The following is a 13,412-nucleotide window of genomic DNA, read 5'->3' as shown; positions in this document are numbered from 1 at the left end:
GGGTTCGTACTCCCTAGAGCTTGCGCAGCGACAGCCGCTGGACCTTGTGGTCCGGCCCCTTGCGCAGCACCAGGTTCGCGCGGCCGCGGGTCGGGGCGACATTCTGCTGGAGGTTGGGCTTGTTGACGGTGCGCCAGATCATCCGGGCATAGTCCAGCGCCTCGTCCTCGGAGACCTGGGTGTACTTGCGGAAGTACGAGAACGGGTTCTGGAAGGCGGTCTCGCGCAGCTTGCGGAACCGGCCCAGGTACCACTTCTCGATGTCCTCGGTGCGCGCGTCGACGTAGACGGAGAAGTCGAAGAAGTCGGCGAGGCCCAGCCGGGTACGGCCGTCCTTGCCGGGCAGGGCCGGCTGCAGGACGTTGAGGCCCTCGACGATCAGGATGTCCGGGCGGTGCACGGTCAGCCGTTCGCCGGGCACGATGTCGTAGATCAGGTGGGAGTAGACGGGCGCGGTGACCTCGGCCTTTCCCGACTTCACATCGGCCACGAAGCGGGTCAGCGCCCGGCGGTCGTAGGACTCGGGGAAGCCCTTACGGGACATCAGGCCGCGCCGGTGCAGCTCGGCGTTGGGGAACAGGAACCCGTCGGTGGTGACCAGCTCGACGCGCGGATGCTCGGGCCAGCGCGCCAGCAGCGCCTGGAGCAGCCGGGCGGTGGTGGACTTGCCGACCGCGACGCTGCCCGCGACGCCTATGACGAACGGGGTGCCGGGCTGGGCGCCCTGGCCCCCGCCCGCGTCGCCGAGGAAGGTGTTCAGCGCCCCGCGCAGACTGCTGGAGGCGCCGACGTAGAGGTTGAGCAGCCGGGACAGCGGGAGGTAGACGTCCCGTACCTCGTCGAGGTCGATGACATCGCCCAGGCCGCGCAGCCGTTCGACCTCTTCGGCGGTCAGCGGCAGCGGGGTCTTCTCGCGCAGCGCGCTCCACTGCTCGCGTGTCAGGTCGACGTACGGGGAGCTGTCGGCGCGGCGTCGTTGCTGCGGCTCTGTCGTCAGGGGCACGCGCCCATTGTGCGCAGGCCCGCCGGGCGGTTCATCTCGGGGGCCGTGTGGGGTCCGGCACATGTCCGTACCGAGGGGCCCGCACACAGGCGCCGGTTGTTGGCCCGAATTGCCTGTACCCGGCGGATTGAGGCCGGTACGGTCGGTGGCGGGGGCGGCGTGCCGAGTGCGGGCCGCAGGACGTATTTAGGGGGTGGGCGTGCGAGCACGCCTGTTAGGAATGCTGCGACCGCGGGCCCGCGACAAGGGCCGGGGGACGGACGCAGCGCCGGACGGATTCGTGGCGCGGGTGCATGCCGAACTTACCGAGGAGCTACCCGACGAAGACCTCGGGGAGGACCTCGCCGACTTCCTGGAGCACTACGAGCGGGGCAGCCGGCCCGGTGCGGACGCGGATGAGGACGAGGAGTTCCTGGAGACGGTGCGGGCGGCGCTGGACCGGATAGAACGACGGTAACGGCGGTCAGGGCGGGCGCCCGTCGTAGGCTGCACCCATGTGCGGAATCGTGGGATATGTGGGCGTGCAGCCCGCTCTTGACGTCGTTCTGGCCGGGCTGAAGCGGTTGGAGTACCGCGGCTATGACTCGGCGGGCGTCGCCGTGCTGGCCGACGGCGGGCTGGCCTCGGCCAAGAAGGCGGGCAAACTCGCCAACCTGGAGAAGGAGCTGGCGGACCGTCCGCTGCCGACCGGCTCGACCGGTATCGGGCACACCCGGTGGGCCACGCACGGCGGACCCACCGACGCCAACGCCCATCCACACCTGGACAACGCCGGCCGGGTCTCCGTCGTCCACAACGGCATCATCGAGAACTTCGCCGCGCTGCGCGCCGAACTCACGGACCGGGGCCATGAGTTGGCGTCCGAGACGGACACCGAGGTCGTCGCCCATCTGCTGGCCGAGGCGTACTCGTCGTGCGGTGAGCTGCCGGAGGCGATGCGCCAGGTGTGCCGTCGGCTGGAGGGCGCGTTCACGCTGGTCGCGGTGCACGCCGACGCACCGGACCTGGTCGTCGGTGCGCGCCGCAACTCGCCGCTGGTGGTGGGCATCGGTGAGGACGAGGCGTTCCTGGCCTCGGATGTGGCGGCGTTCATCGCGCACACCCGGGAGGCCATCGAGCTGGGCCAGGACCAGGTCGTGGAGCTGCGCCGGGACGGTGTGACGGTCACCGACTTCGACGGGGCGCCCGCCCAGGTGCGGGCGTACCACGTCGACTGGGACGCGTCGGCGGCCGAGAAGGACGGCTACGACTACTTCATGCTCAAGGAGATCGCCGAGCAGCCGAAGGCCGTCGCGGACACGCTGCTGGGGCGGATCGACGCGTCCGGGGAGCTCTCGCTGGACGAGGTGCGGATCCCGTCCGAGGTGCTGCGCGAGGTCGACAAGGTCGTCATCGTGGCGTGCGGGACGGCGTACCACGCGGGCATGATCGCCAAGTACGCGATCGAGCACTGGACGCGGATCCCCTGTGAGACGGAGCTGGCCAGCGAGTTCCGCTACCGCGACCCGATCATGGACCGGCGGACGCTGGTGATCGCCATCAGTCAGTCCGGCGAGACCATGGACACCCTGATGGCGCTGCGGCACGCCCGTGAGCAGGGCGCGAAGGTGCTCGCCATCTGCAATACGAACGGTTCGACCATTCCGCGGGAGTCGGACGCCGTGCTCTACACGCACGCCGGGCCGGAGGTCGCGGTGGCGTCGACGAAGGCGTTCCTCACCCAGCTGGTGGCCTGCTACCTGGTCGCGCTCTATCTCGGGCAGGTGCGGGGCACCAAGTGGGGTGACGAGGTGCGCGCCGTGGTGAAGGAGCTGGCGGCCATCGGCACCCAGGTCGAGCAGGTGCTGGGCACGATGGAGCCGGTACGGGAGCTGGCGCGCGGGCTCGCCGACAAGAACACCGTGCTGTTCCTGGGGAGGCATGTCGGCTACCCGGTGGCGCTGGAGGGCGCGCTGAAGCTGAAGGAACTCGCGTACATGCACGCGGAGGGCTTCGCGGCCGGTGAGCTCAAGCACGGGCCGATCGCGCTGATCGAGGACGACGTGCCGGTGGTGGTGGTCGTGCCGTCGCCGCGCGGGCGATCCGTACTCCACGACAAGATCGTGTCGAACATCCAGGAGATCCGGGCCCGTGGCGCGCGCACGATCGTGATCGCGGAGGAGGGCGACGAGGCGGTGGTGCCGTACGCGGACCACCTCGTACGGATTCCCCGTACCCCGGTGCTGCTTCAGCCGTTGGTGTCCACGGTGCCGCTCCAGGTCTTCGCATGCGAGCTGGCGACCGCCCGGGGCAACGAGGTCGACCAGCCGCGTAATCTCGCCAAGTCGGTGACGGTGGAGTGAGCAAATGATCATTGGGGTGGGTATCGACGTCGCCGAGATCGACCGGTTCGAGGCGGCGCTGGAACGGACGCCGGAGCTGGCGCAGCGGCTGTTCATCGAGTCGGAACTGCTGCTGCCGAGCGGCGAGCGCCGCGGTATCGCCTCGCTGGCGGCCCGGTTCGCCGCCAAGGAGGCCATCGCCAAGGCGCTCGGAGCGCCGGGCGGCCTGCACTGGACCGACGCCGAGGTGTACGTCGAGGACAGCGGCCAGCCGCGCCTGCGGGTCCGCGGCACGGTCGCGGCACGGGCGGCGCAGCTGGGGGTGCAGTCGTGGCATGTGTCGCTCAGCCATGACGCGGGGATCGCGTCGGCGGTGGTGATCGCGGAGGCTTAGGGCCTGTCCGATGGGTCATGGCCGGGCCCGCGGCGTCTGGCACGGCACCTCGCGGCGTTGCCGAAACGTCCCAATAGCTCCGCTATCGGGCCGCTCCGGCGCCTTGCGATGCACCGCACCAGACGCCGCGGCCTTTCCGACCCTGACCCATCGGACAGACCCTAGGCCTGCGGCGCGGTGTCGTCCGTTGCCGGGTGCGGCGCCGTGTTGGTTCCGCTCACCGCGGGTGGGGTGCTGGAGTGTGAGACTGGCGCCATGAGGACTGCCTACAGCGTGGAGACCGTGCGGGCCGCCGAGCGGGAGCTCATGGCCCGGTTGCCCGAGGGGACGCTGATGCGGCGGGCGGCGGCCGGACTGGCCGTCGCCTGCGGGGAGTTGCTGCGCCGGGTGTCCGGCGCCCGGGTGGCGCTGCTGGTGGGCAGCGGCGACAACGGCGGGGACGCGCTGTACGCGGGCGCCCGGCTGGCCCGCAGGGGCGCCGGGGTCGTCGCCGTACTGCTGTCGCCCGAGCGGGCGCACCAGGGCGGTCTCGCCGCGCTGCGGACGGCCGGCGGGCGGGTGTCGGCCGATCCACTGCGGGACATCGCCTGGGCCGATCTGATCGTGGACGGGATCGTGGGGATCGGTGGCCGCGGCGGACTGCGCCCCGAGGCGGCCCAACTCGTCCACGCGGCACGGGAGTCGGCGCTCGTGGTGGCCGTCGATCTGCCGAGCGGCGTGGATGCGGACACCGGCGAGGTCGGCGGGGACGCCGTATGGGCCGATGCGACGGTGACGTTCGGGGCGTACAAGCCGGGGCTGCTGATCGATCCGGCACGGGAGCGGGCGGGCGCGCTGCGGCTCGTGGACATCGGCCTCACGCTGCCCGAGGAGGCAGACGTGGAAGCGCTGCAGCACGCGGACGTGGCGGACCTGCTGCCGCGGCCGGCGGCCGAGAGCGACAAGTACCGGCGCGGTGTGGTGGGCGTGGTGGCCGGTTCCGCGCGCTATCCGGGCGCGGCCGTGCTGGCGGTGGCGGGCGCGCTGCGCGGCGGCGCGGGGGCCGTACGGTATGTCGGCCCGGCTGCGGACGCCGTGCTGGCGCGTTTTCCGGAGACGCTGGTGCATGCCGGGCCGCCGGACAAGGCGGGCCGCGTCCAGGCGTGGGTGATCGGGCCCGGCCTCGGCGATGACCCGGACGCGTCGGCGGATGTGCTGGAGGACGTGCTGGCCGCGGATGTGCCGGTGCTCGTGGACGCCGACGGGCTCCGCTTTCTGACGCCGCAGCAGGTCCACGCGCGGACCGCAGCCACCCTGCTGACCCCGCACGCCGGCGAGGCCGCCGCGCTGCTCGGCCACGGCCGCGGGGAGATCGAGGCGGCCCGGCTGCGGTCCGTGCGGGCGCTGGCCGCGCAATACGGCGCCACGGTGCTGCTCAAGGGCTCGACGACGCTGATCGCGGACGCCGCCGGGCCCGTACGGGTCAACCCCACCGGGACCAGCTGGCTGGCGACCGCAGGCAGTGGCGATGTGCTCTCGGGGCTTACGGGCTCGCTGCTCGCCACCGGGCTGCCGGCCCGTGACGCGGCGTCCGTCGGCGCGTATCTGCACGGCCTGGCGGCCCGCCGCGTGGCCGGACCGCAGGGCGCGCCCATCCTGGCGTCGGAGGTGGCAGAGGAACTGGGGGCGGCGTGGCGGGACGTGCTGGACTGACCGGGAGCCCCTTCGTTCCACAACGCCGTAACACGCCCTGGGCTTCCCGGCGTTACCGTCGGCATTGGGCCCGGCGTTACGCCCAGTGAGGGAACGCCGCGCGACACCAGGGCGAACCTGTCGTCCGATTGGCGGTGCGGTCGGGCGGTCACGGGATGGTGGTGGCATGAAACGCACCTTCCCGGCGCTGCTGGTCGGCGCTGCATCGCTGCTCACCCTCGTCGGCGGGCCCGCGCCGGCCACCGCGCGGACACCCGCCCCGGACGCGGTCTCCGGAGACGCGGTCGCCGAGTCCGATCTGGTCCGCGGCATCCCGGACACCCCGTACGTGGGAGAGCAGCGCGGGACGCCGGACCGGAAGGAGCGTACGGCCGAGAAGTCGAAGCCACCGCGGCCAGCCGAGCCGGAGTGGCATGTCGAGTACGTACCGCGGTCCGAGGTGCAGCGCGACGGCGACGGCGGGAACGATGGGCCGCCGTCCTGCAGTCCGTCCACCGGCCCCCATCAGAGGCAGGCCGAGCGCTACTTGAGGCAGCCGGTGGACGGCAGGCAGTCCGCCGGGGACTGCGAGGCGATCCGCAGATTCCAGGAGGCGCAGCACATCGAGCCGGCCACCGGCTTCGCGGGGCCGGTCACCGGTGCCGTGCTGCGGTTGCTGGAGGCCCAGCAGGACCCGAACCGGGCCGGGCACTGCCCGAACCGTCCCGAGCGGGTCGCCTGCGTCGATCTGTCGCGGCAGCTCATGTGGGTGCAGCAGGGCGGGAAGGTGATCTTCCGCCCGGTGTCGATCCGTTCCGGCCGGGCGACCAGGGAGACCCGTACCGGCACGTACCGCATCTACTACCGGAACCTGAACCACACCTCGTCGCTCTACCACTCGCCGATGCCGTTCGCCCAGTTCTTCGACCGCGGTGAGGCGGTGCACGGCGTCTACGGCGACCTGTACAAACTGCCCGGCTCGCACGGCTGCGTCAATGTCAAGTTCGCGGACGGCGAGAAGCTGTGGCAGGTGCTGAGGAACCGCGACATCGTCCACGTCTGGGGCCGAAAGACCGGTGTGTGAGGCCGGCGTCCGTGAGCGGCACGGTGCCGTACAGCCCGTCCCCCCGGGGTGTCGCGGCGCCGCCTGAGACACTGAGGGGGATGAACGAGACAGCGAAGCGCGCCCGTGCCGCCATTGACCTCGCCGCCGTGCGAGCCAATGTGCGTGCGCTGCGGGCCCGCGCACCCCGGGCAGAGCTGATGGCCGTGGTCAAGTCCGACGGCTACGGACACGGTGCGGTGCGCTGCGCGCAGGCCGCCCGCGAGGCCGGCGCGACCTGGCTGGGCACGGCGCTTCCCGAGGAGGCCTTCGCGCTGCGCGAGGCCGGCGACACGGGCCGGCTGATGTGCTGGCTGTGGACGCCCGGCGGCCCCTGGCACCGGGCGATCGAGCTGAACATCGATGTCTCGGTGAGCGGATTGTGGTCGTTGCACGAGGTGACCGCGGCGGCGCGGGGGTTCGGCCGCGCCGCCCGCGTCCAGCTCAAGGCCGACACCGGCCTCGGCCGAAACGGCTGCCAGCCCGCCCACTGGCCGGAACTGATCGCCGCCGCCGCGGCCGCCGAGGCCGAGGGCACGATCAAGGTCACCGGCATCTGGTCGCACTTCGCCTGCGCCGACGAGCCCGGACACCCCTCCATCGCGGCCCAGCTGGCCGCCTTCGAGGATGCGCTGGCCCTCTCCGAGGCGGCCGGGCTCCGCCCCGAGGTGCGGCATATCGCCAACACCCCGGCGCTGCTCACCCTCCCCGAGGCCCATTACGACCTGGTACGCGCCGGTATCGGCATCTACGGCATCTCGCCCGCCCCCGAGGTCGGCACGTCCCAGGAGCTCGGGCTGCGGCCCGCGATGACGCTGGAAGCCTCGCTGGCGTCCGTCAAACGCGCCCCGGGCGGCCATGGCGTCTCCTACGGGCACACCTACACGACGCCCGGCGACACCACCCTCGCGCTGGTCCCGCTCGGCTACGCCGACGGCATCCCGCGGCACGCCTCCGGCAGCGGCCCGGTGCTGGTCGCCGGCAAGTGGCGGACGATCGCGGGACGGGTCGCGATGGACCAGTTCGTGGTCGATCTCGGCGGTGACACCGCGCACGCGGGTGATCCGGCGGTGCTTTTCGGCCCCGGCGACCGCGGCGAGCCGACCGCGGAGGACTGGGCCAGGGCGGCCGGAACCATCGGGTACGAAATCGTCACACGCATCGGAACCCGGGTGCCGCGCGTCTACGTGGACAGTGAAATGGAGATCCACCAGGCCGACGGGGCCGACGCGGACGGGGACACGGCGCTCACGGGGGGTACGGCATGACGGAGGGCAAGGAGGCCGCCGCGCAGGCGGTGGAGGCGGCGGCCGACGTGGCCGGCAACTGGGCCAAGGCCGGGCGGCACGCGGGCATCGCGGGCGCCGCGATCGGTGTGGTCGCGGCGGGTGCGGCGGCCGGTGTGGCGATAGAGCGGCTGACCGTCGGCCGCGGGATGCGCCGCAAGGCGCGGCTGGCGCTGGACGCGGCGGGACCGTACGGCACGCTGCGCGGCACGCCGGGCGTGGCGGTCGCGGAGGACGGCACCGAGCTCTACTACGAGGTGGACGAGCCCGGCGGTGTGCCGGGCAGGCCGGAGAAGGGCGCGCGGGCGGGCAAGGGCGACCAGGCCAGGGGGAGCAAGGCCGACAAGGCCGCCCGCGCCGTCCAGGAGGCCCAGAGCGGCTTCCGTAAGCGGCTGCTGGCGGTGCTGGGGCGGCGCTCCACGGCCCCCACGGTCGTCTTCAGCCATGGCTACTGCCTCAGCCAGGACTCCTGGCACTTCCAGCGCGCGGCACTGCGCGGCACGGTGCGCACCGTCCACTGGGACCAGCGCAGCCACGGCCGGTCGGCGCGCGGCCACGGCCAGATCGACGGCACCGAACCGGTCACCATCGATCTGCTGGGCCGGGATCTGAAGGCGGTGCTGGACGCCGCCGTCCCCGAGGGCCCGATCGTGCTGGTCGGGCACTCCATGGGCGGGATGACGGTGATGGCGCTGGCCGACCAGTTCCCCGATTTCGTGGCGGAACGGGTGGTCGGGGTGGCCCTCATCGGCACCTCGGCGGGCCGGTTGAGCGAGGTCGCGTTCGGGCTGCCGTCGCTGGGCGTGAAGGCGTTCCACCGCCTCGCGCCGGGTGTGCTCAAGGCACTGGGCGCACAGAGCGAGATCGTCGAGCGCGGGCGGCGGGCCACCGCCGATCTGTTCGCGGGGATCATCAAGCGGTACTCGTTCGGCACGCCCAAGGACGTGGACCCCGGCGTCGCGCGGTTCGCCGAGCGGCTGATCGAGGCGACCCCGATCGATGTGGTCGCCGAGTTCTACCCGGCGTTCGCGGTGCATGACAAAACCGATGCGCTGGTGGCCTACGACAAGGTGCCGGCGCTGGTGCTGGCGGGGGAGAAGGACCTGATCACCCCCGCCGACCACAGTCAGACGATCGCCGAGCTGCTGCCCAACGCCGAGCTGTTGTGCGTCCCAGGCGCCGGTCATCTGGTGATGCTGGAGCAGCCGGAACTGGTCAATGAGCAGCTGGTGTCGCTGGTGGAACGGGCGAGCGCGGCGGCGCGCAGTTCCCGGACGGCCCGGGCCTGAGGGCAGGCCGTTTCCACCGCCCCGAGGTCCGGGACCCGAGGCCCGTCCGGGCCGTACCATTTGCGGCATGAGCGAGCCCAGCGAGCGAGTCGTTGAGAGGTGCGCGCCGTGCGAATGCAGGGCCGAGCGAAGCGAGGTTTCGGCATGAGCACCACGGCTGCGACTGCACAGGTAACCGTCAAGACTCCCGATCAGATGCAGGAGTTGGGCCGCAGACTGGCCGCACTGCTGCGCCCCGGCGACCTGGTGCTGCTCACCGGTGAGCTGGGCGCGGGCAAGACGACGCTGGCCCGGGGCCTGGGCGCGGGCCTGGGTGTGCGTGGCGCCGTCACCTCACCGACCTTCGTCATCGCCCGGGTGCACCCCTCGCTGACCGGCGGCCCGGCGCTGGTGCACGTAGACGCGTACCGCCTCGGCGGCGGCCTCGACGAGATGGAGGACCTGGACCTCGACGTCTCGCTGCCGGAGTCGGTGGTGGTCGTGGAGTGGGGCGACGGCAAGGTCGAGGAGCTGTCCGAGGACCGGCTGCATGTCGTCATCGGCCGGGCGGTGGGAGGCGACGCGCCGGGCGGCCCGGACGGCGTCCTGGAGAGCGGCCCGGAGGGTGGGCTGGAGCGCGCCCCGGACGACGTACGCGAGGTGACGGTCATCGGTCGCGGCCCGCGGTGGGCGGATGCCGGACTGCCCGCCCTCGCGACCTGCTGACCGCACGGACAGCAGGTCGCAGCCCTGGGGTCGGTCTGTGGATCAGGGTCCGAAAGGCCCTGGAGGGAGTCCGACGACACCCCGTGGCGCCCCGGTTCCGGCCGTCCGGCCCGTAGTTTCCGACAAGGTGTCGGTATGATGTTGCGCGTGTGGCGCCAGGCGTGGTGACATGGGGTGCAGAGACCCAGTTAGGTCAGCCTAACTTCTGTCGCTTGCCCCAGGAGCCCGGGAGGCGTCCATGTCGGCCCACCAGCCCTCCCCCACGTCTGAAGGGCGCGGGGGCACCCCCGTCGCCGCGGCCCGGCGCGCCGAGCGCGATGCGCGCGAGCAGCCGCCGACCATGAACGAACTGCTGGCGGCGTGTGCCGCGGCCAGTGCCGTCTCCACACCCCCCGACGCCCCCGAGGAAGCCCGTGCGGCCAAGCCGGCCGAGACCGGAGCGGCGGCCGCCGCGTCCACCGAGGGGCGCGACGCCGCGTAACCCGTAGGGGCGAAGGTGTCGCAGGGTCCTGGGACCAGGGTCCGGTCAGGAAACGACGACGACCTTCACGCCGCGCAGCGCGAACTCCCACATCGCCTTGCCGTCGTCCCGCGACTCACGGATACCGCCGGTCTTCTTCGACGCGTCCGGGTTCGGTGTGGAGCCGTCGACCGCCGCGCTGAAACCGATCACCACGCCGTCGACGCTCGCGAACCGCACGACATGCTCGATCGCGATGCCGTCCGAGCCGGTGACGCTCACCGAACGAGAGACGACCGCGTATGCCCCCGCCGGCGGGCTGACGGTGCTGGGCGCGACCCCGTACGTACGGATCGCCGTGCCGTCCGCGCCGACCAGCCAGACCCGCTTGGCACCCAGGGAGTAGACCACCCGCCGGCCCTCGCCAGACCCCGCGGGGACCGCGACGGGCCGGGGTGTTTTGTCCTTCTTCCCCTGCGCGGGGCTCTTGGGCGCTGTGCTGCCGTGACTGCCGTCCTGACGGGCCGGGGCGAGCGTGTCCGGTGCGGACGCCGAGGCCTGGTAGCCGAGCACGCCGACCGCGACCAGGGCGGCCGCGGTGAGAGCGGTGACGATCGTGCTGCTCTTAGCGGGCACCGCTGTGCCACCTTTCCGTACGCTCCCCGGCCGCCGGCGGGAGGCCCCGCGCCCGGCCGCCTGGCTGCCTGACTGCTTGGTATACGGGGGACGGTAGCACCGGAACGGGGACCATCTGCGGCGCCGTAGGCTTAAGGACGTGCTGCTGCTAGCTCTTGACACCGCCACCCCTGCCGTCACCGTCGCACTGCATGACGGTTCCCGCGTCCTTGCCGAGTCCCGCGAGGTGGACGCGCGCCGACACGGCGAGCTGCTGCTGCCCGCCGTCGACCGGGTGCTGGCCGAGGCCGGCCTGAAGCTCGACGCGGTCAGCGACATCGTGGTCGGAGTCGGCCCCGGCCCGTACACCGGCCTGCGGGTCGGCCTGGTCACCGCGGCGACGTTCGGGGCCGTGCTGGACGTTCCCGTCCACGGCCTGTGCTCGCTGGACGGCCTCGCGTACGCCGCGGGCCTGGACGAGCCCTTCGTAGTGGCGACGGACGCCCGCCGCAAAGAGGTCTACTGGGCGCGCTACGCGGACGCCAGGACCCGGCTGACCGAACCGGCCGTCGACCGCCCCGCGGACATCGCCGACCAGGTGGCCGGCGTCCCCGCGGTGGGCGCCGGTGCGCTGCTGTACGACGCGGTCTTCACGGGCGTACGGCGCGAGGCGCCCGAGCACCAGTCCGCGGCCGCGCTCGCCTCGCTGGCCGCCGAGAAGCTCGCGGCCGGCGAGGAGTTCCTGCCCGACCGGCCGCTGTATCTGCGCCGCCCGGACGCGCAGGTGCCGGCCAACTACAAGGTGGTCACTCCCAAGTGAGCCCCGGTACCGCCCGCCCGTGGCCCGACCACCGCCCCTCGACGACGCGGCCGCGCGGCGGCGCCCCTGTGCTGCGCGAGATGCGCTGGTGGGACATAGCCCCGGTGCTGGAGCTGGAACGCGATCTCTTCCCCGAGGACGCCTGGTCGCCCGGCATGTTCTGGTCGGAGCTGGCGTATGCGCGCGGACCGTTCGCCACCCGCCGCTATCTCGTCGCCGAACTGGCCGGCCGGACGGTGGGCTACGGCGGGCTGGCCGCCATCGACGGCACCGGAGACATCCAGACCATCGCCACCGCCCGCGACCAGTGGGGCACCGGCCTCGGCGCCCGGCTGCTGTCCGAACTCCTCAGCGCCGCAACCGACTTCGAGTGCCGCGAGGTGCTGCTGGAGGTGCGGGTCGACAACACCCGTGCGCAACGCCTCTACGAGCGCTTCGGCTTCGAGCCCATCGGCTTCCGGCGCGGCTACTACCAGCCCGGCAATGTCGACGCCCTCGTGATGCGGCGCACCACCGAGACCTCCTCCGAAGCACCCTCCGTACAAGGAACGTGAAAACCATGGCTGACGCACGCGGCGGACCGCTCGTCCTTGGCATCGAGACCTCATGCGACGAGACCGGCGTCGGCATCGTCCAAGGCCGCACCCTCCTCGCCGACGCGGTCGCATCCAGCGTCGACGAGCACGCGCGCTTCGGCGGAGTGGTCCCCGAGGTCGCCTCGCGGGCACACCTGGAGGCGATGGTCCCCACCATCCGGCGCGCGCTGAAGGACGCCGGCGTCGCGGCGAGCGACCTGGACGGCATCGCGGTCACCGCCGGCCCCGGGCTGGCGGGCGCACTGCTGGTCGGCGTCTCGGCCGCCAAGGCGTACGCGTACGCCCTCGGCAAGCCGCTCTACGGCGTCAACCACCTCGCCTCGCACATCTGCGTCGACCAGCTGGAGCACGGCGCGCTGCCCGAGCCGACGATGGCCCTACTGGTCAGCGGCGGCCACTCGTCCCTCCTGCTGGCGCCGGACATCACCTCCGACGTACGGCCGCTGGGCTCGACGATCGACGACGCGGCGGGCGAGGCGTTCGACAAGATCGCCCGGGTACTGCAACTCGGCTTCCCGGGCGGCCCGGTCATCGACCGCTACGCACGCGAGGGCAACCCGGACGCGATCCGCTTCCCGCGCGGTCTGACCGGCCCCCGCGACCCCGTCTACGACTTCTCCTTCTCCGGCCTGAAGACCGCGGTCGCGCGCTGGATCGAGGCCAAGCGGGCGGCCGGTGAGGACGTTCCGGTGGCGGATGTCTCGGCGTCCTTCCAGGAGGCCGTGGTGGATGTGCTGACCCGTAAGGCCGTCCGTGCCTGCAAGGACCAGGGAGTGGACCATCTGATGATCGGCGGCGGGGTCGCCGCCAACTCCCGGCTGCGGGCGATGGCCGAGCGCCGCTGCGAGGACGCGGGCATCACGCTGCGGGTGCCGCGGCCCAAACTGTGCACCGACAACGGGGCGATGGTGGCGGCCCTGGGTGCGGAGATGGTGGCCCGCAACCGGCCGGCCTCCGATTGGGACCTGTCCGCGGACTCGTCCCTGCCGGTCACCGAGACGCACGTCCCCGGAGAGGCAGCCGCGGCCGGTTCCGCCCACCACCACGGCCATGACCATGTCCACGAGGTGAGCAAGGAGAACCTCTACTCCTGAGGACCGCTGCCGCCTCCCGCGGGCCCGTCGGTACGTCTTACTCTGGGCGGGAGCTG

General features: G+C 72.5%; 14 protein-coding genes. 12 read left to right on the top strand and 2 right to left on the bottom strand.

The window, feature by feature from the left end; genetic code table 11:
- Positions 1 to 13: 13 nt before the first annotated feature.
- Positions 14 to 1,003: a type I pantothenate kinase gene (coaA, locus tag AB0I10_RS01520; RefSeq protein ID WP_363150233.1), complete on the bottom strand. Its 990-nt coding sequence runs from the start codon at positions 1,001 to 1,003 to the stop codon at positions 14 to 16.
- Positions 1,004 to 1,223: 220 nt separating this feature from the next.
- On the opposite strand from coaA, the gene AB0I10_RS01515 reads away from it, so the two are divergent.
- The 9 genes from AB0I10_RS01515 to AB0I10_RS01475 all read left to right on the top strand — a co-directional run bounded on the left by AB0I10_RS01515 (position 1,224) and on the right by AB0I10_RS01475 (position 10,252).
- Positions 1,224 to 1,460, top strand: coding sequence for a hypothetical protein (locus tag AB0I10_RS01515; protein WP_363150232.1), 237 nt, complete (start codon positions 1,224 to 1,226; stop codon positions 1,458 to 1,460).
- A 37-nt stretch (positions 1,461 to 1,497) separates the two neighbouring features.
- The gene (gene glmS / locus AB0I10_RS01510) at positions 1,498 to 3,345 is read left to right on the top strand and encodes a glutamine--fructose-6-phosphate transaminase (isomerizing) (RefSeq protein ID WP_363150231.1); all 1,848 of its coding nucleotides are present in this window, start codon (positions 1,498 to 1,500) and stop codon (positions 3,343 to 3,345) included.
- Positions 3,346 to 3,349: 4 nt separating this feature from the next.
- The gene (locus tag AB0I10_RS01505) at positions 3,350 to 3,718 is read left to right on the top strand and encodes a holo-ACP synthase (protein WP_363150230.1); all 369 of its coding nucleotides are present in this window, start codon (positions 3,350 to 3,352) and stop codon (positions 3,716 to 3,718) included.
- Between the two features lie 255 nt (positions 3,719 to 3,973).
- On the top strand, positions 3,974 to 5,410 hold the full coding sequence (locus AB0I10_RS01500) for an NAD(P)H-hydrate dehydratase (RefSeq protein WP_363150229.1): 1,437 nt from the start codon (positions 3,974 to 3,976) through the stop codon (positions 5,408 to 5,410).
- 166 nt (positions 5,411 to 5,576) lie between these two features.
- Positions 5,577 to 6,473: a L,D-transpeptidase gene (locus AB0I10_RS01495; protein ID WP_363150228.1), complete on the top strand. Its 897-nt coding sequence runs from the start codon at positions 5,577 to 5,579 to the stop codon at positions 6,471 to 6,473.
- An 80-nt stretch (positions 6,474 to 6,553) separates the two neighbouring features.
- A complete protein-coding gene (gene alr / locus AB0I10_RS01490) occupies positions 6,554 to 7,759 on the top strand; it encodes an alanine racemase (RefSeq protein ID WP_363150227.1) in 1,206 nt (401 codons plus the stop codon).
- Positions 7,756 to 9,066 (top strand): alpha/beta hydrolase, encoded by a 1,311-nt coding sequence (locus AB0I10_RS01485; protein ID WP_363150226.1) that lies wholly within the window; start codon positions 7,756 to 7,758, stop codon positions 9,064 to 9,066. Before alr ends, AB0I10_RS01485 begins: the two co-directional genes overlap by 4 nt.
- A 144-nt stretch (positions 9,067 to 9,210) precedes the next feature.
- Entirely contained in the window at positions 9,211 to 9,771 is a 561-nt protein-coding gene (tsaE, locus tag AB0I10_RS01480; RefSeq protein WP_363150225.1) for a tRNA (adenosine(37)-N6)-threonylcarbamoyltransferase complex ATPase subunit type 1 TsaE, read from the top strand.
- 238 nt (positions 9,772 to 10,009) lie between these two features.
- Complete coding sequence (locus AB0I10_RS01475; RefSeq protein WP_363150224.1) at positions 10,010 to 10,252, top strand: hypothetical protein; 243 nt, start codon at positions 10,010 to 10,012, stop codon at positions 10,250 to 10,252.
- A gap of 45 nt (positions 10,253 to 10,297) precedes the next feature.
- Here AB0I10_RS01475 and AB0I10_RS01470 read toward each other — a convergent pair whose 3' ends face one another.
- Entirely contained in the window at positions 10,298 to 10,867 is a 570-nt protein-coding gene (locus AB0I10_RS01470) for a hypothetical protein (RefSeq protein WP_363150223.1), read from the bottom strand.
- A gap of 139 nt (positions 10,868 to 11,006) precedes the next feature.
- On the opposite strand from AB0I10_RS01470, the gene tsaB reads away from it, so the two are divergent.
- The 3 genes from tsaB to tsaD all read left to right on the top strand — a co-directional run bounded on the left by tsaB (position 11,007) and on the right by tsaD (position 13,356).
- A complete protein-coding gene (gene tsaB / locus AB0I10_RS01465; RefSeq protein ID WP_363150222.1) occupies positions 11,007 to 11,666 on the top strand; it encodes a tRNA (adenosine(37)-N6)-threonylcarbamoyltransferase complex dimerization subunit type 1 TsaB in 660 nt (219 codons plus the stop codon).
- An 80-nt stretch (positions 11,667 to 11,746) separates the two neighbouring features.
- On the top strand, positions 11,747 to 12,220 hold the full coding sequence (gene rimI, locus AB0I10_RS01460) for a ribosomal protein S18-alanine N-acetyltransferase (protein ID WP_363150415.1): 474 nt from the start codon (positions 11,747 to 11,749) through the stop codon (positions 12,218 to 12,220).
- Between the two features lie 5 nt (positions 12,221 to 12,225).
- Positions 12,226 to 13,356 carry a tRNA (adenosine(37)-N6)-threonylcarbamoyltransferase complex transferase subunit TsaD gene (tsaD, locus tag AB0I10_RS01455; protein WP_363150221.1) on the top strand — a complete coding sequence of 377 codons (1,131 nt, stop codon included), beginning with the start codon at positions 12,226 to 12,228 and terminating at the stop codon, positions 13,354 to 13,356.
- Positions 13,357 to 13,412: the final 56 nt, after the last annotated feature.

The organism is Streptomyces sp. NPDC050636, assembly GCF_040654775.1.
Taxonomy (GTDB): Bacteria; Actinomycetota; Actinomycetes; order Streptomycetales; family Streptomycetaceae; genus Streptomyces.
Note: the sequence above shows the minus strand (reverse complement) of the source record. Positions and strands in the feature narration are given on the sequence as shown.

Coding starts and splice junctions, on each gene's coding strand:
- AB0I10_RS01515 (WP_363150232.1), top strand. CDS start 1,224: ATGCTGCGACCGCGGGCCCGCGACAAGGGCCGGGGGACGGACGCAGCG.
- AB0I10_RS01475 (WP_363150224.1), top strand. CDS start 10,010: ATGTCGGCCCACCAGCCCTCCCCCACGTCTGAAGGGCGCGGGGGCACC.
- tsaD (WP_363150221.1), top strand. CDS start 12,226: ATGGCTGACGCACGCGGCGGACCGCTCGTCCTTGGCATCGAGACCTCA.
- rimI (WP_363150415.1), top strand. CDS start 11,747: ATGCGCTGGTGGGACATAGCCCCGGTGCTGGAGCTGGAACGCGATCTC.
- AB0I10_RS01495 (WP_363150228.1), top strand. CDS start 5,577: ATGAAACGCACCTTCCCGGCGCTGCTGGTCGGCGCTGCATCGCTGCTC.
- tsaE (WP_363150225.1), top strand. CDS start 9,211: ATGAGCACCACGGCTGCGACTGCACAGGTAACCGTCAAGACTCCCGAT.
- alr (WP_363150227.1), top strand. CDS start 6,554: ATGAACGAGACAGCGAAGCGCGCCCGTGCCGCCATTGACCTCGCCGCC.
- glmS (WP_363150231.1), top strand. CDS start 1,498: ATGTGCGGAATCGTGGGATATGTGGGCGTGCAGCCCGCTCTTGACGTC.
- AB0I10_RS01505 (WP_363150230.1), top strand. CDS start 3,350: ATGATCATTGGGGTGGGTATCGACGTCGCCGAGATCGACCGGTTCGAG.
- AB0I10_RS01500 (WP_363150229.1), top strand. CDS start 3,974: ATGAGGACTGCCTACAGCGTGGAGACCGTGCGGGCCGCCGAGCGGGAG.
- AB0I10_RS01485 (WP_363150226.1), top strand. CDS start 7,756: ATGACGGAGGGCAAGGAGGCCGCCGCGCAGGCGGTGGAGGCGGCGGCC.